The sequence below is a fragment of the Bradyrhizobium sp. UBA2491 genome (genome assembly GCF_002341725.1).
Taxonomy (GTDB): domain Bacteria; phylum Pseudomonadota; class Alphaproteobacteria; order Rhizobiales; family Xanthobacteraceae; genus Bradyrhizobium.
In genome coordinates, this window is record NZ_DDOP01000103.1 from 31,934 (window position 1) to 48,804 (window position 16,871).

Consider the following 16,871-nt stretch of genomic DNA (forward strand, 5'->3'; position numbering starts at 1 on the left):
GGACAGGCCGAGGCCGGTGCCTTCGTGGCGGCGCTGATAGGTCTTGCCGGCCTGGAAGAACGGATCGCCGATCCGCTTCAGGTCGTCGGCGGCGATGCCGACGCCCGTGTCCGAGACGCGCAGCACCAGCCGCGATCCCTCGGCACTGGCCGACACCGTCACCTTGCCGCCGCGCTCGGTGAACTTGATGGCGTTGGAGACCAGATTGAGCACGATCTGCTTGAACGCGCGCGGATCGCCGTTCACGATCGGGAGGTCGTCGGGCACGCGGGTGACGAGGTCGACGCCGACCTCGCGCGCCTTCAGCGCCACCAGGTTGCAGCAATTCAGCAGCGCCGGCCGCGGCGCGAACGGCTCCGGCGAAATCTCGAAATTGCCGGACTCCATCTTCGACATGTCGAGGATGCCGTTGACCACCGACAGCAGGTGCTGGCCGGAATCGTTGATGAGCTGCGCGTACTCCTTGCGGCGGGCGACGTCGAGCCCGAGCACGTCCTCCTGCGCGATCATCTCGGAGAAGCCGATGATGGCATTGAGCGGCGTGCGCAGCTCGTGGCTCATGGTGGCGAGGAAGCGGGTCTTCGACGCGTCGGCCTGCTCGGCCGCGTTGCGGGCCTGTTCGAGCGCCTGCTCCTGCACCTTGCGATCGGTGACGTCGCGGATCACGGCAACCACCTCGGCATCGGCCGAGGCCTGATCGAGCGCGCGGCAGCGCATCTCGGCCCAGATGAATTCGGCCGCGCTCTCGCCCCGCGCAGCATCCCGGCGCACGCGGAACTCGACGCTGCGGGGCTCGCCGCGAGCCGCGTCCGACAGCGCGGTGAGATAGGCCGGGCGATCGGCGACATGAACGCGGTCGAACAGGCCGTGGCCCAGCAGCCGCGAGGCCGGCACGCCGAGCATGATCTCGGCGGCGGGTGAAATGAAGCGCACGGCGCCGTTGCGGCGGTGCCGCGACAGCACGTCGCTCATGTTATGCGCGAGCAGGCGGTAACGCTCTTCCTCGACATAGAGCAGCGCGACGCTGGTGCGCGCCAGCGACTCCGCGCCGAAGGCGAGCCCGGCCGCGTAGAACACCGCCGACACCAGGCCGAAACCGACCAGCGTGGTGTTTGACGCAACCGCGGGATCGACCAGCGGCAGCACATGGTAGTGGCCGAGCACGCTCAGCAGCGCCGCGCAGGTCATCGCCAGCGCGAACGCGAAGGCGACCACGCGCCGCGAGGCCGACAGCGCCGCCTCGATCGGAATCACGACGAGCCAGACCGCGGCGAACGACGTGATGCCGCCGGTGGTTGCCGCGATCATCATCACGAGACCGGCGAGCGCCAGCGACGACAGCACATGCGCGCCTTCGTAGCGGCCGGTGCGCGACAGGAACCAGGACAACAGGATCGGTGCGATCAGCCAGGCGAATGCCGCGACCTCGATCGCCGACGGCGCGCCGCGCATCGCCAGGAAGGCCGGGAAGGATGCCAGCGCCGCCAGGCTACCGAGCAGCCGCGGCGCCATGAAGGCACGATGCCGCGCACGCGTCAGCGCATCATATTGCGCCGACGGATGCAGCAGCGCATCCAGGCAATCGCGGAACAAACTCAAACTATTCACAGCACTCGCGCTTCGGCTCGATCGTCGGACAGACGCGCCGGAACGCCTCCTTCGTGATTGCAGGTCAACGTGTCAGAGCGAACTTAAGCGAACGCTAAGGCGGGCCGGCCTGCTGCCAAACACCGTGCATTGCCGAGGTATCGACGCGGCTATTCACCGGGCATTTGTCCGGGATGGTGAACGGCTGGTTTCCGGATGCGGCGATCTATGGTTTCGAAATGGTGGACGCGGTGCATCAAGCGCATGTGAGAGCCGTCAGCCGCCATCAATCGAAAATTTACGGCGAATCAATTCAGGCGGATTTTCCGCGATTTTTCGGCGGATTTACTTCAATGCGGATACGTCCGGTTTATCGACCGATGCTAAGCCGAGGGCAACGGCGGCATCGACCGCTCAAGAAGCAAAAGACCAGATAGACGACCGGGATCGCGCCATGTTCTTCCTGTTGCGTTTGGCATTCTGGCTCGGGCTTGTGCTCGTGCTGCTGCCCAGAGACAAGACACCTGAAGCGGACAACACGCCGCAGGTCAGCGCATCGGACGCGGTATCGGCCGCGACCGCGACGATCAACGACATGGGTCAGTTCTGCAAGCGTCAGCCCTCGGCCTGCGAAGTCGGCGGCCAGGCTGCGACCGCGATCGGCCAGCGCGCGACCGACGGCGCGCGCAAGCTGTACCAGATGATCACCGACAAGAAGCCCGATCACACCAGCTCGATCGGCGGGGTCGATACGTCGGCTGTCGCGTCCCGCGACACGCTGACGGCGGACGATCAGTCGATCGAATTCCGCCCGCCGCCGACGCCGTGAGCGCCAGCCAGGGCGCTTTCACCTGAAGTGGGCACTGGTTCGCGCCAAGAAAACGCTTCAAAACGACAGGGAACCGGTTCCATTTTCGTCGCTTTCGCGGCCCACCTTCCTATATAAGCCGTCAAGGACAGGACGCGGGCCACGATGACGACGATCGACGAAATCAGGGACAATTTTGCGCTGCTCGACGAGTGGGACGACCGCTATCGCTACGTCATCGAACTCGGCCGCACGCTCGAGCCGTTGTCGGAGGCGGAACATTCGGCCGAGAACAAGGTGCAGGGCTGCGTCAGCCAGGTCTGGCTGACGAAGCGGGTCGAGCGCGACGGCAATGGCGAACCGCGCCTGATCTATCTCGGCGACAGCGACGCCCACATCGTGCGCGGCCTGGTTGCGATCGTGCTGACGCTGTTCTCCGGGCACACGCCGAAGGAAATCCTCGCCACCGATGCGCTCGCGCTGTTCGACGAATTCGGCTTCCGCGACCATCTCACGCCGCAGCGCTCCAACGGACTGCGCTCGATGGTCGATCGCATCCACAATGATGCGCGCGAGGCGCTGGCGTCGGCCGCGTAGAGCTTTCTTGCTTGACGCGTTTTCTTCACGCGAACCGGTGTCCACTTCGCTGGAAAACGCTCTCTACTTCCGCTTCCGTGCCTGCTGGCCGAGGCCCATCTTCTTGGCGAGCTGCGAGCGCGCCACCGCGTAGTTCGGCGCCACCATCGGATAGTCGGCCGGCAGTCCCCATTTGTCGCGGTATTGCTCCGGCGTCATGTTGTACTGGGTGCGCAAATGTCGCTTGAGCGACTTGAAGCGCTTGCCGTCCTCGAGACACACCAGATATTCGGGCGTGATCGACTTCTTCATCGACACCGCGGGCTTGGCCGGCTCACTCGGCATGTCGGCGCGCCCGCTCGACACACGTAGCAGCGCGGCGTGGACCTGACTGATCAGGCCCGGAATATCCGAGGCCGGCGTCGGATTGTTGCTGAGATAGGCCGAAACGATGTTTGCGGTCAGCTCGACCGGCGTTTTGCCTGACGGATCGGACATCACACAACCTTCCCCGCGCGCTCGACGGCGCGCCGTTGCGGACCGCTCGGACAGTATCCGGGCGTCGCAATACATTAGCAGAATCGCGTACTACTTCGCGAATATGATCGGATTACAGCAAACCTGACAAGAACGCCGGCGTTTGTGGCCCCACACCGGCCGCACGCAAGTATTGGCGTGGATCTACGGCCGCTGCTCCAGATGCGACCTGAGCTCGTCGATCGAGGCGAAGCGCATCATGCCCTCGGGCATCTGCGCCTCGATCGATCCGTCCGAATAGAGCGAATAGGCCATGCCGTCGACGACGCCCGATTTGAGCACGGTCACCGGCGGCTGCTCCTGCGGCGGCGGCGGATGGCCTGACGACGACGGCGCCGCGGCCGACTGCCCCTCACTGAAGGTCGACGGCGTCCGCGGAACTCCGCGCCGCGGGGCGACATCGACAGATTTCGGCCGCTCGGCCTTCGGCCAGGCCTCGTCGAACGCCGGCGGTGCCGGCTCCGCCGCCGCGGACGGGTTCGGGCGCAACTCGGGCGACAACAGGTCCGGCGTCAGAGGCTCGGCGGCGCGCGTCTGGCTGCGCTCACGCTCCTTCCGCGACGAGGAAAACAGCAGGTTGCGCCGCTTGGCTGGCGCCGCGGCATCCGGCGGCGCGACGCCCGGCACGGTGGGCGGCGCCTCGCCAGATACGCCACGCTGGGCGATTTCATCGTGCCAGGGCGGCGCCGCTGCGGGTGCCGATGGCGGGACCGGCGGAGGCGGCACGGCGAGCTTCGGCTCGCGAGGCGGCGGAAACGCCGCCACATCGTCAGGCACGCCGCGCGGCGAAGTTGCGGACGGCGACGGGACGTCGAACCGGGCGCCCGTGCCGACGGACTCGAGCCGCCCGGCGATGACCTGCAGTTCCCGCAGGATCGCAGCGAGCGCCAGCACGATCGCGCCGGTGCATATCCCGGTCACGCCCGCCATGATCAACGTGCCGCCGACGCTGAATTCCTTATTGGGGATTCCAAGGCCGAGCGCGGCAAGGCCCGCCAAGACCAGGCCCACGCCGACGACCATCAGACCAACCATCATCGAACTAACCCCCGGGAGACCCAACCGAAAATCGGCGCGCGAGCCACCGTTGCCACGATACCGTCATATTGCCCACACCGCCAACCGCCAATTGTAAGCGGAGTTCCCTAAAATCCCGATTAACCGGGCGTGGGGCCGTTTCGTCGCACTCGCAACACGCGTGGAAACCTGGCTCCCGTAGATTTACTGACGACGAATTGCTGCCAATTTATTGCAACGCATCTGGGAAATTACGCCACAATTCCCAATTACTCAGAAATGGAACTGCGCTATGGATGCCGGGGAATGAGGCCCTAAAGCGCCAATCTGGGCCACAGGCACGCCGGTATCACTAGCCATGTCATCGATTACGACGTCTGCCCTCGAGGCGCCTGCGCGGCGCTCGGTGGAGAAGACCTGCGACGATCTCGCCTTCCTCGTCCTCGGCGTGGTCGCCATCGTCGCCGGCCTCACCTTCCGCGATTACGGCCTGGGCTGGGACGACTACACCCACGCTGAATATGCCGATCTCCTGCTGCGGATGTACGAATCCGGGTTCAAGGACACCGGCGCGCTGTCGTTTGCCAACCTGTATATGTACGGCGGCGGCTTCGACATGGCTGCGGCCCTGCTGCACAAGGTCATTCCGCTCGAATTGTTCGAGACGCGCCGGCTGCTCGGTGCGATCGTCGGCGTCATCGGGCTGGCCATAACCTGGCGCCTGGCGCGCCGTATTGGCGGCCCGCTGGCGGGACTGGCGGCGCTGCTGCTGTTGGCACTGTGCCCGACCTTCTACGGCCACATGTTCATGAATCCAAAGGACGCGCCGTTCGCCGTGGCGATGATGGTCCTGATCATGGGCCTGGTCCGTCTGATCGAGGAATATCCGGCCCCCTCGCCGCGCACCATCCTGCTCGTCGGCTTCGGCGCCGGCCTGTCGCTCGGCTGCCGCGTTCTCGGCGGGCTTGCGCTGATCTATGCGGTGATCGGCTTCATCCCGCTCTGGATCGAGGAATTCCGCAAGCAGGGAGCGCGCGAGGCGATCCACCGCTTTGCCCATGTCGCCTATGTGCTGCTGCCGGGACTTGCGTTCGGCTATCTCGTGATGGGCCTGATCTGGCCGTGGTCGATCATGGAGCCCGGACATCCGCTGGAAGCGGTGACCTATTTCTCGCACTTCTTCGAGAAGCCCTGGAAGGAAATGTTCGACGGCGCCCTGGTGTCGGTGCCGGACATGCCGTGGTCCTATCTGCCCACTTTGTTCGCGCTGCAACTCCCCGAAGTGCTGCTGGCGTTGCTGGCCGCTGCCGTCATCGCCACCTTCATGTCGCTGTCGCGCACCGACGTCACCGCCAAGCGCAAGTCGATCATGCTGATGCTGACGCTGGCGGCGATGCTGCCGCTGGTGATCGCGATGGTGAAGCGGCCGGCGCTCTACAACGGCATCCGCCACTTCATCTTCGTGATCCCGCCGATGACGGTGCTCGCCGGCGTCGCCTTTGCCCGCGGCATGGACTGGCTCGGCGAGAACCGCCGCGTCTGGCAGCCCGCGGCGCTCGCGGTGTTCGCATTCGGCCTCTTGCTGCCGCTCAGCGAGATGATCCGACTGCATCCATATCAGTATACGCATTTCAACCACATCGCCGGCACGGTGCGGACCGCCGACAATTTCTTCATGCTGGACTATTGGGGTCTGGCGCTGAAGCAGGCATCCGACGGGCTGCGCGAGCAGTTGGCGGAGCGGCAGGAAGTGCCGCCGCAGCATCGCAAGTGGAAGGTCGCGGTGTGCGGACCACAGCGTCCCGCGCAAGTCGCGCTCGGCCCCGACTTCACGATCGGCTGGGACAGCAACGCGGCCGATTTCGCGATGACGCTCGGCGAGTTCTACTGCAAGGGCCTGGCCGCGCCCGTGATGGTCGAGATCAAGCGCGACGACGTCGTGTTCGCCCGCGTCTACGACATCCGCGGCCGCAGCATCTCGAGCCTGCTCTCGATTCCCGCGCCGTAGCGCCGGAACATCCACCGCGCGGTTGCCCACCGACCATCAGCTTTCGGATCGTGGGCCGCATGCCGGCATGACTGTCACGCCGTTACGCTGCCTTGCTGCGACCGGGCCGCAGGGCTAGGCTTGGTTCCAAGCAACAACGATCAACGGAGCAATCGGCCATGTCGCCCGCGGAAGCGCGTCTGAAGGAAGTGCCGTCGAACATGAGTGCGGCGGAATGGGAGCAGCGGATCAATCTCGCTGCCTGCTACCGGCTGGTCGCGCTCTACGGCTGGGACGATCTGGTCGATACCCACATTTCCGCCCGCGTGCCGGGACCCGAGCATCACTTCCTGATCAACCCCTACGGGCTGATGTTCGACGAGATCACCGCGTCGAGCCTGGTCAAGGTCGACCTCGACGGCAACCAGCTCTCGCAGAGCGACTACAGCATCAACCCGGCCGGCTTCACCATCCACTCGGCAATCCACGAGGTGCGCGAGGACGCCGGCTGCGTGCTTCATCTGCACACCGTCGACGGCACCGCGGTGTCGAGCGGCCCCGACGGGCTGCTGCCGCTGAACCAGACCGCGCAGCTCGTCACCCACGATCTCGCCTATCACGACTACGAAGGCATCGCGCTCGACCACGACGAGCGCCCGCGCCTGCAACGCGACCTCGGCAGCAAGAACCACATGCTGCTGCGCAATCACGGCACGCTGACGGTCGGCCGCTCGGTCGCCTCCGCCTTCGAGCGGATGTACCATCTGGAGCGCGCCTGCTCGATGCAGGTGGCAACCCGCGCGCTCGGCGGCACCGCCTATCCGGTCGACCAGCACGCGATCGACAAGAACACCGAGCTGCTCTCCAACCCGGACCGCGCCGAGCTGCGCTCGACCCAGTTGGTCTGGCCGCCGCTGCTGCGCAAGCTCGACCGGGTCAATCCCGGCTACCGTGATTGAAATTACACAATCCTGGGGTAAGCTAACCGCCAACACCCTCTACACGGCCTGAATCAAAACGCCGCCCAATTCCGGGCGGCGTTTTCACGTCCGGGAAGCTGGTGGGCTTCTGTAGGATGGGTAGAGCGCAGCGAAACCCATCACGCCTCCGCATCAAGACCGCTCGCCGAACGCTCCATCCAGCGTCGTCCCATCGCCAGCCCAATCCTCGGGATAGATTCCGAGCTCGACCATGCGGTGAAACGATGAATGCGGCCAATCTCTCACCCGGTTCACAAGGCGGTGCTTGAGCGGGTTGATATGCACGTAATCGATGTGACGGGAGAAATCGTCCTCATTCTGGATCGTATGCTCCCAATACCGCCGCTGCCAAATGCCGCGCTCTCCTTTTGCGGCACGGCTACCCGAGACCGGCTCACCGATCGGTAGACGCCGCGAGAAGGCCGATTTGATCTGTCGCCAGCGGGTTGCGAAGTCACCGTCGCCTTCCGGCAAGCTCCAGACTGCGTGGAGGTGGTCGGGAAGAATGACAATCGCCTCGGTCCTGAAAGAAAGGATGCCTTTCGGCGCGTTTCGCGAAAAGCCGCGCGCAGTTGATCAATGTGCTCCGTGAGCAATCGCAGGCGACGGTTCTCCAGGTTGACCGTGAAGAAGAAACTGCCTCCAGCAATAAAATTGCGACGGTAAGTGACCATACTGATCGCAAGAAGAAGTGATGGGCTTCGCTGCGCTCTACCCATCCTACACTCAAACAAAACGCCGCCCAATTCCGGGCGACGTTTTCACGTTCGGGGCCTCTCGCTTATTTGGCCTCGGCGAAGGCCGCGAGGATCCGTGCCCAGGAGCGGATGCCCTTGTGGTAGCTCTTGAGGTCGTACTTCTCGTTCGGCGAATGGATGTTGTCGTCGTCGAGCCCGAAGCCGACCAGCACGCTGTCGAGGCCGAGCGTGCGCTTGAAGTCGGCAACGATCGGGATCGAGGCGCCGGAGCCGACCAGCAGCGCCTCCTTGCCCCACTCGTCGGTCAGCGCCTGCCTGGCCGCCGCGAGCGGCTTCATGTTCCAGTCGAGCGCGATCGCCGGCGCGCCGGAATGATCGATGAACTCGGCCTTGCAGTCCGCCGGCACGCGCGCCCTCACATAGTCGCGGAACGACTTGCGGATTGTCTCGGGATCCTGACCTTCGACCAGGCGGAACGAGACCTTCGCCGACGCCTCGGCCGGGATCACGGTCTTCGAGCCCTCGCCAGTGTAACCGCCGACGATGCCGTTGATGTCGCAGGTCGGACGCGAGGAGACCTGCTCGATGAGGAGCCGGTCCTTCTCGCCGGCCGGCACCGAGAGGCCGATCGGCTTGAGGAAGCTCTCCGGCGTCAGATTGAGCTGCTTCCACTGCGCCAGAATATCCGGCGGAAGATCCTTCACGCCGTCATAGAAGCCGGGAATGGTGATGTGGCCGTTGTCATCATGCAGGCCGCCGAGGATCCGCGTCAGCACGCGGATCGGATTCTGCGCGCCGCCGCCAAACACGCCGGAATGCAGGTCGCGATTGGCGGCCTTGATCTTGACCTCGTCATAGACCAAGCCGCGCAGCGCGGTGGTGATCGCGGGCGTGTTGGGGTCCCACATGCCGGTGTCGCAGACCAGCGCGAAGTCGGCCTTGAACTCGGCCTTGTTCGCCTCCAGGAACGGCACGAAATTCTTCGAGCCGACCTCCTCCTCGCCCTCGATGATGATGGTGATGTCGACCGGCAGCGATCCCGTGACATTCTTCCAGGCGCGGCAGGCTTCGACGAAGGTCATCAACTGTCCCTTGTCGTCCTCGGCCCCGCGCGCGACGATAATCTTGCGCCCGTCGGCATGGTCGGTCACGACAGGCTCGAACGGCGGACGATGCCAGAGACTCAGGGGATCGACCGGCTGCACGTCGTAGTGGCCATAGAACAGCACGTGCGGGCGCCCGTCGGTCGAGCCGTTCAGCTTGCCGACCACGGCGGGATGGCCGGCGGTCGGCCGCACCTCGGTCTTGAAGCCGAGCGTCGCGATGTCCTTGGCGAGGTGATTGGCAGCCGCCTTGCAGTCATCGGCAAATGCCGGATCGGCCGAGATCGATTTGATCCGCAGCAGCACGAACAGCCGCTCGAGGCTGTTGTCGAAATCGGCATCGATGCGGTCGAGGACGGATTGCAGCTTGGCATTGGACATCGCGGATATCCTGTTTCGTTGGACGTTGCCGCAGGTTGTAGCGCGGCCGGCCGCCCGCGGCAAAGCCGCTTGCCCGTTCCCGACGAACCGCGGCGATCTACCTGCGCAGAATTCCGCCGAGCGCGCCCCGCACCAGCGCACGGCCGATCGAGCCGCCGACCGAGCCACCGACCGATTTGCCGAGGTCAGCCACCACGCCGCCGACCACCTTGTCCGTCACCGAGCGCGTGACGTTGCGCGCGATCACCTGCCCGGTGGAGAGCCGACCGCGCTTGACATTGGTCCCGAAGATCGTAGCGGCGATCGCGCCGATCTGGCCGAGGATGCCGCCGCCACCGCTACCGCCATCACCACCATCGGCCGGTGCCGCCGCCCCGGCAAGCCGCTTCTGGATGATCTCGTAAGCCGACTCGGCGTCGATGGCGGTGTCGTACTTGCCCTTCACCGGGCTCGCATCCATGATCGCCTTGCGCTCCTCGGGTGTGATCGGCCCGATCCGCGCCGACGGCGGACGCACCAGGATCCGCTCGACCATCGACGGTGTGCCGGCGCCCTCGAGGAACGACACCAACGCCTCGCCCTTGCCGAGCTCCATGATCACCCGCGCGGTATCGAGCTTCGGATTGGGCCGGAAGGTCTGTGCGGCCGCCGCGACCGCCTTCTGATCACGCGGCGTGAAGGCGCGCAACGCGTGCTGCACGCGGTTGCCAAGCTGCGCCAACACCTTGTCCGGCACGTCGATCGGATTCTGCGTGACAAAATAGACGCCGACGCCCTTGGAGCGGATCAGGCGCACCACCTGCTCGATCTTGTCCATCAGCGCCTTCGGCGCATCGTTGAACAACAGATGCGCTTCGTCGAAGAAGAACACCAGCTTCGGCTTCGGCAGGTCGCCGGCCTCCGGCAATTCCTCGAACAGTTCCGACAGCATCCAGAGCAGGAACGTGGCGTAAAGCCGCGGGCTCTGCATCAGCTTGTCGGCGACGAGAATATTAACCATGCCGCGACCGTCGCGGTCGGTACGCATGAAATCCTTCAGCGTCAGCGCCGGTTCGCCGAAGAACTTCGTGCCGCCCTGGTTCTCGAGCACCAGCAGCTGACGCTGAATGGTTCCGACCGTCGCCTTGGACACGTTGCCGTAGCTCTGCGCGGCCTTGCGGATCGAGGCCAGCGGATCTTCGCCCTCGTCCGCCCCCTTCTTGCTGCTGTCGGGCGCGATCGCATCCAGCAGGGCGCGCAGATCCTTCATGTCGATCAGCGCGAGGCCATTCTCGTCGGCAACGCGGAAGGCAACATTGAGCACGCCCTCCTGCACATCGTTCAGGTCGAGCATCCGCGACAGCAACAGCGGTCCCATCTCGGTGATAGTGGCGCGCACCGGATGGCCCTGCTCGCCGAACACGTCCCAGAACACGGTCGAGAACTGATCCGGCTGGAAGGTCAGCCCCATCTCCTTGGCGCGCTTGACGATGAAATCCTTGGCCTCGCCGACTTCGGAGATGCCGGAGAGATCGCCCTTGATATCGGCTGCGAAAACCGGAACGCCGGCGCGCGCAAATCCTTCTGCCATGACTTGAAGCGAGACGGTCTTGCCGGTTCCGGTCGCACCGGTGACAAGGCCATGCCGATTGGCCAGCGCCAGCGTCAGCCAGGCCGTCTCCTCGCCCTTGCCGATAAAAATTTTCTCGTCCGTGTCGGCCAACTTGTTGTCGGAGGTCGTCATCGCATCGCCTCTTCGCGCAGATTGGATCAGTTCGAATATCGAAATCCGGCATCCATCGTTCGAACCGATGCCATCATATTGCATGTTGCAGGTCGATTGAAACCATTGCCGGATACTGATGCGTATTGTCGCCCCAACTGGTTCCTCATACTTTTTTCCCAGCCAAGTGACGAAAGGCATTGCGCATTGCGAGAAGATGGTGTGAATCCGCCGCTCACTCTTGCAGAGGTGCAACAGTCACAACGCGATCGCAAAAGAAAACGAACTGAAATGCGCGGATCGCTTGTATTTCGTGACACAGGCGCTCAAGATAAATCTTCAAGAACGACCCGGCAAAAACCGGTTGAGGCGGGGCAATATGGACGAATTGGTTGGACAGCTGGCTGCGAAGGCCGGCATCGATGGTGCTGTCGCTGAAAAAACCGTCGGCATCGTTCTGGGTTTCCTCCGTAACGAGGGCCCTTCCGACAAAGTCCAGGCTCTGATCGACCAAATCCCCGGCGCCGAAGCGGCAATCGCCGCGTCCAGCAACAGCGGTGGTCTGTCGCGGTTGATGGGCGGCGGGCTGATGGCTGTCGGCACCCGGCTGATGGCGCTTGGATTGAGCATGAGTGAAATTCAGAACGTGGCGCGTGAACTTTTCAGGTTTGGCCGCGACAAAATCGGAGCGGATCAAATGGGCGAGATCATCTCGGGGACGCCGGGCCTCAGCCAGTTTGCCTGAAGCGCTTCTCCCCACGCCCCTGCACGCGCGCTCCCTTCTACCTGCATACGAGTATCATGACATACCCCCTCTCCGAGATCGAAGGCCTGTCCGCCTATTGCGCCACCAAACTGAAATCGCAGGGTATCCGCACGACCGACGCGCTGCTTGAAGCCGCCCGCACCGTCAAGGGACGCAAGGCGCTCGCCGCCAAGACCGGGATCAGCGAACAACAATTGCTCGAATGGGCCAACATCTCCGACTACATGCGGATTCCCGGCATGGGCAAGGCGAAGGTCGGCCTGGTCCGCGCCGCCGGCGTCACCACCGTGCGAGAACTCGCGCACCGCAACCCGTCGCGGCTGGCCCAGAGCATGAAGGACGCCAATGTACGGCGCAAGCTCGTCCGGGTGATGCCGTCGGAGAAATCGGTCGAACTGCTTATCGAACAGGCACGCAAGCTGCCCCCGAAGATCACCTATTAGCGCCCCTATTAGCCTGTCTTAACGGCAATCCGCGGCGCCGGCGCCAAGCCGTCATCGCCACATCTTGACTTGCCGTTACGGTCAGCGCAAAGGCAGCGCATGATGGCGACCCAGCCCATAGCATCGAGGGTGGCCGGCTCAGCCGGACGCACGGTGCTGCCGGGACTGCTGTCGAGGCCATATCCGGCCGTGATGGGCGTCCTGAACGTGACGCCCGATTCATTCTCCGATGGCGGCCAGTTCATCACGCCCGAGCAGGCGCTGGCGCAGGCCCGCAAGCTGATCGCCGACGGCGCCGACATCATCGATATCGGCGCGGAATCGACCCGCCCCTACGGTTCGCTGCCGGTCACGGCCGACGACGAATTGGCGCGGCTGAAGCCGGTGCTGGCGGAGGTGATCGCACTCGGCGTGCCGGTGTCGATCGACAGCATGAAATCGGAGGTCGTGGCGTGGGCGCTCGACCGGGGCGCAGCGATCGCCAACGACGTCTGGGGCCTGCACCGTGATGCGGGCATGGCGCCGTTGATCGCCGCGCGCGGCGTGCCCGTGATCATCATGCATAATCGCGAGCGGGCCGATGCTTCGATCGACATCATGCGGGACATCACGACGTTCTTCGAACGCTCGCTCGAGATCGCCGCGTGCGCCGGCATTGCGTCCGACCAGATCGTGCTAGATCCCGGTATCGGCTTCGGCAAGACGCCGGAGCAGAGCATGATGGCGCTGGCGCGGCTCGCCGAGCTCGACGCATTCCGCCTGCCGGTGCTGGTCGGTGCCTCACGCAAGCGCTTCATCAGCACGGTGGTGCCGTCGGAACCGCAACAGCGGATCGGCGGCTCGCTCGCGGCGCATCTGATCGCCGCGCAGAATGGCGCCCGCATCATCCGCGCCCACGACGTCGCGGAGACCGTCCAGGCGCTGCGCGTGGCCGCAGCAATCGAGGAACAGCAATGACCGATACGATCTTCATCACCGGGATCGTCATCCATGCCCGCCATGGCGTGATGGAACATGAGACCGAGGTCGGGCAGCGCTTCGTCATCGACCTCGAGCTCTACACCGACCTCTCGGAGTCTTCGCGCACCGATCGCCTCTCCGACACCGTCTCCTATTCCAACGTGGTGGCGACCGCGACGTCGGCCTTCAAGAACACCAATTACAAGCTGCTGGAGCGCGCCGCCGGCGCGGTGGCCGAGGACATCCTGACGAGCTTTCCGCGCGTCAGGGCGGTCAAGGTCACCGTGCACAAGCCGCACGCGCCGATCGCCGCGATCTTCGACGATGTTGGCGTGGTGCTGACGCGCTCGCGCCATCCGACGTCGCAGGGCTGAGCGCCGATGGCCGACGTCCTGATCGCGCTCGGCGGCAATGTCGGCGACGTCCGCAGCACCTTTCGCAAGGCGATCGCCAATATCTTGGGCATGACCCAGGCGGCGCTGCTGGCGCGCTCGTCGGATTATTCGACGCCGCCCTGGGGCGACGAACAGCAGGACAGTTTCATCAATGCCTGTATCGAGGTCGAGACCAGTCTCGATCCGCATGCGCTGCTGTTCACGCTGCACAAGATCGAAACCAAATTCGGCCGCGATCGCGCCAGGCAAACGCGCTACGGCCCGCGCACCCTCGATCTCGACCTGATCGCCTATGACGACGTCACACTCGACAAGCCGGAACTGACGCTGCCGCATCCGCGGCTGTTCGAGCGCGCCTTCGTGCTGGTGCCGCTGGCCGAGATCGTTCCCGACCGCGTCATCGCCGGGCGCCGCGTCGCTGACGCGCTGGCAGGGGTCTCGACAGACGGTATTTTCCGTCTAGCGGACCTCGATTAAAAGCCCAGCGGCCGCAAACAAAAGTTTGGCTTGGCCGCCCGCCCGTGGCAATTTCCGGCCAAATCAAGGTGCCCCACACGGGGGCCGATGAAGGACGATTTGGGCGGATGACGACCTCGACTGACGATCTCACCCTGGCTTCGGATTTTCCGGCTGCGACCTACGACGACTGGCGCAAGCTGGTCGACGGCGTGCTCAAAGGCGCGCCGTTCGAGAAGCTGGTCGGCAAGACCTATGATGGCCTGAAGATCGATCCGATCTACCGTCGCGCCACCAATGCGAGCCCGCTTCCGGGCCGCGCCGCCGCCACCCCGTGGCAGATCCTGCAACGGGTCGACCATCCGGACGCCGCGCAGGCCAATGCGCAGGCGCTGCATGATCTCGAGAACGGCGCGACCGGCCTCGAATTCGAGTTCGCCGGCGGTCCGGGCACGCGCGGCTTCGGCCTTGCGAACGCCAGCAAGGAAACCTTGGCAAAGGTCTGCGACGGCATCTATCTCGATGCAGGCATCATGATCGCGCTCAACCCGGTGATCGGACGCGAGAACGCCGGCGAGACGTTTGCCGACATGATCGAGGCCCAGAAGCTCGATCCTGCCAAGCTCGATCTTCATTTCAACTACCAGGCGCTCAGCACCATCGCCGTGCGGGGTGCTGCGGCCATCACCTGGGCCGACTACGAGAAGCCGTTCGGCCAGGTGGTCAACGGCCTGATCAAGCGCGGCTTCAAGGGACCGTTCGTGCTGGCCGATGGCCGGCCGGTGCATGACGCCGGCGGCTCCGAGGTGCAGGAACTCGCCTTCACGCTGGCGCTGGCGCTGGCCTATCTGCGTATGCTGGAAGCCGCCGGGATCGATCTCGACGCAGCGCGCACCGGCATCTCGTTCCGCCTCAGCGCCGATGCCGACCAGTTCCTGACCATGGCGAAATTCCGCGCGCTGCGCCGGCTGTGGGCACAGGTCGAAGAGGCCTGCGGGCTGGCGCCGAAGCCGATCTTCATCAATGCACAGACCGCCTGGCGGATGCTGACCCAGCGTGACCCCAATGTGAACATGCTGCGCGCGACCATCGCGACATTCGCGGCCGGGCTCGGCGGCGCCAACGCGATCACCGTGCTGCCGCACACGCTGGCGCTCGGTCTGCCCGATGACTTCGCCCGCCGCGTTGCGCGTAACACCCAACTGGTGCTGCTCGATGAGTCCAATCTGGCCAAGGTGTCCGATCCCGCGGCGGGCTCAGGCGGCATCGAGACGCTGACCTCGCAGCTCTGCGACGCGGCGTGGACCTTGTTCCAGGAGATCGAAAAGGCCGGCGGCGTCTTCGCCGCGCTCGAGCAAGGCCTGCTGCAAGAGAAAGTCGCCGCGACGCGGGCGCAGCGCGAAACCAATGTCGCGAAGCGCCGCGACGTGCTGACCGGCGCCAGCGAATTCCCTAACCTGCACGAGGCCGACCTCGCGGTATTGGACGTGAAGCCCGCGGCGCCGGTGTCACCGGCCGATGCCAAGATCAAGTTCGATGCGCTGTCGCCGATGCGGCTCGCCGAGCCGTTCGAGGCGTTGCGCGACAAGTCGGATGCGGCGCTGAAGGCGCATGGCGCGCGGCCAAGGATCTTCCTCGCCAACCTCGGCACGCCCGCGGACTTCACGGCCCGCGCGACCTTCGCGAAGAGCTTCTTCGAGACCGGCGGAATCGAGGCTATCGACAGCGAGGGCTTTGCCGATCCGGCGGCGCTTGCCGCGGCCTTCAAGGCCTCGGGCGCCGCGATGGCCTGCATCTGTTCCTCGGACAAGGTCTATGCCGTGAGCGCGGCGGACGCCGCCAAGGCCCTTCACGGCGCCGGCGCAAGGCATATCTATCTGGCAGGGCGGCCCGGCGATCAGGAAGCGGCGCTGCGGGCGGCCGGCATCGGTGAGTTCGTCTTCGCCGGCGGTGACGCGCTGGCGACATTGCGCGACGCCTATCGGCTGACGGAGCAGACATGACGGCAGACACCCCATCAACCCCCGTTCTGACCGGCGGCTGCCAATGCGGCGCCGTCCGCTTCGCGGTGTCCGCGGCACCGAACCGGGTCAGCATCTGCCACTGTCGGATGTGCCAGAAGGCGTCCGGCGCGCCATTCGCGTCGTTCGCCGACATCAACAAGGAGCATTTTGCCTGGACCCGCGGCAAGCCCGCGGCGTTCAAATCCTCCTCGATCGCCGAGCGCGACTTCTGCGCCGCCTGCGGCACGCCGCTGAGCTTCCGCCGGATCGACGGCCCCCGCATCGAGATCATGACCGGCACCTTCGACCGGCCCGACCGGGTGGTGCCGACGCGGCAATATGGAACCGAATCCCGGCTCGGCTGGGTGGTCGGCATCGCCAATTTGCCAAGCCAGACCACGATGCAGAATTACGGACCGGAGCAGATGGCGGCGATCGCCAGCCACCAGCATCCGGACCATGATTAAGGAAG

General features: G+C 64.9%; 16 protein-coding genes and 1 pseudogene. 11 read left to right on the plus strand and 6 right to left on the minus strand.

Features of this window, described 5'->3' with window-relative positions:
• A partial coding sequence (locus tag B2W55_RS33500; protein ID WP_291532740.1) for a PAS domain-containing sensor histidine kinase occupies positions 1-1,599 on the minus strand: 1,599 nt, incomplete at its 3' end.
• A 442-nt stretch (positions 1,600-2,041) separates the two neighbouring features.
• Here B2W55_RS33500 and B2W55_RS33505 point away from each other — a divergent pair.
• Positions 2,042-2,416 carry a DUF5330 domain-containing protein gene (locus B2W55_RS33505; RefSeq protein WP_024579517.1) on the plus strand — a complete coding sequence of 125 codons (375 nt, stop codon included), beginning with the start codon at positions 2,042-2,044 and terminating at the stop codon, positions 2,414-2,416.
• 144 nt (positions 2,417-2,560) lie between these two features.
• Complete coding sequence (locus B2W55_RS33510; RefSeq protein WP_024579516.1) at positions 2,561-2,992, plus strand: SufE family protein; 432 nt, start codon at positions 2,561-2,563, stop codon at positions 2,990-2,992.
• Between the two features lie 63 nt (positions 2,993-3,055).
• Here the strand turns inward: B2W55_RS33510 and B2W55_RS33515 are convergent, their stop codons facing one another.
• On the minus strand, positions 3,056-3,469 hold the full coding sequence (locus B2W55_RS33515; RefSeq protein ID WP_024579515.1) for a MucR family transcriptional regulator: 414 nt from the start codon (positions 3,467-3,469) through the stop codon (positions 3,056-3,058).
• A gap of 183 nt (positions 3,470-3,652) precedes the next feature.
• The gene (locus B2W55_RS33520; RefSeq protein WP_024579514.1) at positions 3,653-4,546 is read right to left on the minus strand and encodes a hypothetical protein; all 894 of its coding nucleotides are present in this window, start codon (positions 4,544-4,546) and stop codon (positions 3,653-3,655) included.
• 337 nt (positions 4,547-4,883) lie between these two features.
• On the opposite strand from B2W55_RS33520, the gene B2W55_RS33525 reads away from it, so the two are divergent.
• Positions 4,884-6,533 carry a glycosyltransferase family 39 protein gene (locus tag B2W55_RS33525; RefSeq protein WP_024579513.1) on the plus strand — a complete coding sequence of 550 codons (1,650 nt, stop codon included), beginning with the start codon at positions 4,884-4,886 and terminating at the stop codon, positions 6,531-6,533.
• Between the two features lie 158 nt (positions 6,534-6,691).
• Complete coding sequence (locus B2W55_RS33530; protein WP_024579512.1) at positions 6,692-7,471, plus strand: class II aldolase/adducin family protein; 780 nt, start codon at positions 6,692-6,694, stop codon at positions 7,469-7,471.
• A gap of 153 nt (positions 7,472-7,624) precedes the next feature.
• Here the strand turns inward: B2W55_RS33530 and B2W55_RS33535 are convergent.
• From B2W55_RS33535 to B2W55_RS33545, 3 genes and pseudogenes are all read right to left on the minus strand, one after another.
• Positions 7,625-8,166 (minus strand): annotated as a pseudogene (locus B2W55_RS33535) (REP-associated tyrosine transposase).
• A gap of 107 nt (positions 8,167-8,273) precedes the next feature.
• Positions 8,274-9,674, minus strand: coding sequence for a M20/M25/M40 family metallo-hydrolase (locus tag B2W55_RS33540; RefSeq protein ID WP_024579511.1), 1,401 nt, complete (start codon positions 9,672-9,674; stop codon positions 8,274-8,276).
• Positions 9,675-9,771: 97 nt separating this feature from the next.
• Positions 9,772-11,397: a helicase HerA-like domain-containing protein gene (locus B2W55_RS33545; protein ID WP_024579510.1), complete on the minus strand. Its 1,626-nt coding sequence runs from the start codon at positions 11,395-11,397 to the stop codon at positions 9,772-9,774.
• Positions 11,398-11,755: 358 nt separating this feature from the next.
• Here B2W55_RS33545 and B2W55_RS33550 point away from each other — a divergent pair, with 358 nt between their 5' ends.
• The 7 genes from B2W55_RS33550 (at position 11,756) to B2W55_RS33580 (ending at position 16,866) form a co-directional block, all read left to right on the plus strand.
• A complete protein-coding gene (locus B2W55_RS33550) occupies positions 11,756-12,121 on the plus strand; it encodes a hypothetical protein (RefSeq protein WP_024579509.1) in 366 nt (121 codons plus the stop codon).
• Positions 12,122-12,177: 56 nt separating this feature from the next.
• Positions 12,178-12,585 (plus strand): DUF4332 domain-containing protein, encoded by a 408-nt coding sequence (locus B2W55_RS33555; RefSeq protein ID WP_024579508.1) that lies wholly within the window; start codon positions 12,178-12,180, stop codon positions 12,583-12,585.
• Between the two features lie 102 nt (positions 12,586-12,687).
• Positions 12,688-13,542, plus strand: coding sequence for a dihydropteroate synthase (folP, locus tag B2W55_RS33560; RefSeq protein WP_192827260.1), 855 nt, complete (start codon positions 12,688-12,690; stop codon positions 13,540-13,542).
• Positions 13,539-13,919: a dihydroneopterin aldolase gene (gene folB / locus B2W55_RS33565; protein ID WP_024579506.1), complete on the plus strand. Its 381-nt coding sequence runs from the start codon at positions 13,539-13,541 to the stop codon at positions 13,917-13,919. The genes folP and folB overlap by 4 nt, the downstream gene beginning before the upstream one ends.
• A gap of 6 nt (positions 13,920-13,925) precedes the next feature.
• Complete coding sequence (gene folK, locus B2W55_RS33570) at positions 13,926-14,417, plus strand: 2-amino-4-hydroxy-6-hydroxymethyldihydropteridine diphosphokinase (RefSeq protein WP_024579505.1); 492 nt, start codon at positions 13,926-13,928, stop codon at positions 14,415-14,417.
• 107 nt (positions 14,418-14,524) lie between these two features.
• A complete protein-coding gene (locus B2W55_RS33575; protein WP_024579504.1) occupies positions 14,525-16,399 on the plus strand; it encodes a methylmalonyl-CoA mutase family protein in 1,875 nt (624 codons plus the stop codon).
• Positions 16,396-16,866, plus strand: a complete 471-nt coding sequence (locus B2W55_RS33580; protein WP_024579503.1) for a GFA family protein — start codon at positions 16,396-16,398, stop codon at positions 16,864-16,866. Before B2W55_RS33575 ends, B2W55_RS33580 begins: the two co-directional genes overlap by 4 nt.
• Positions 16,867-16,871: the final 5 nt, after the last annotated feature.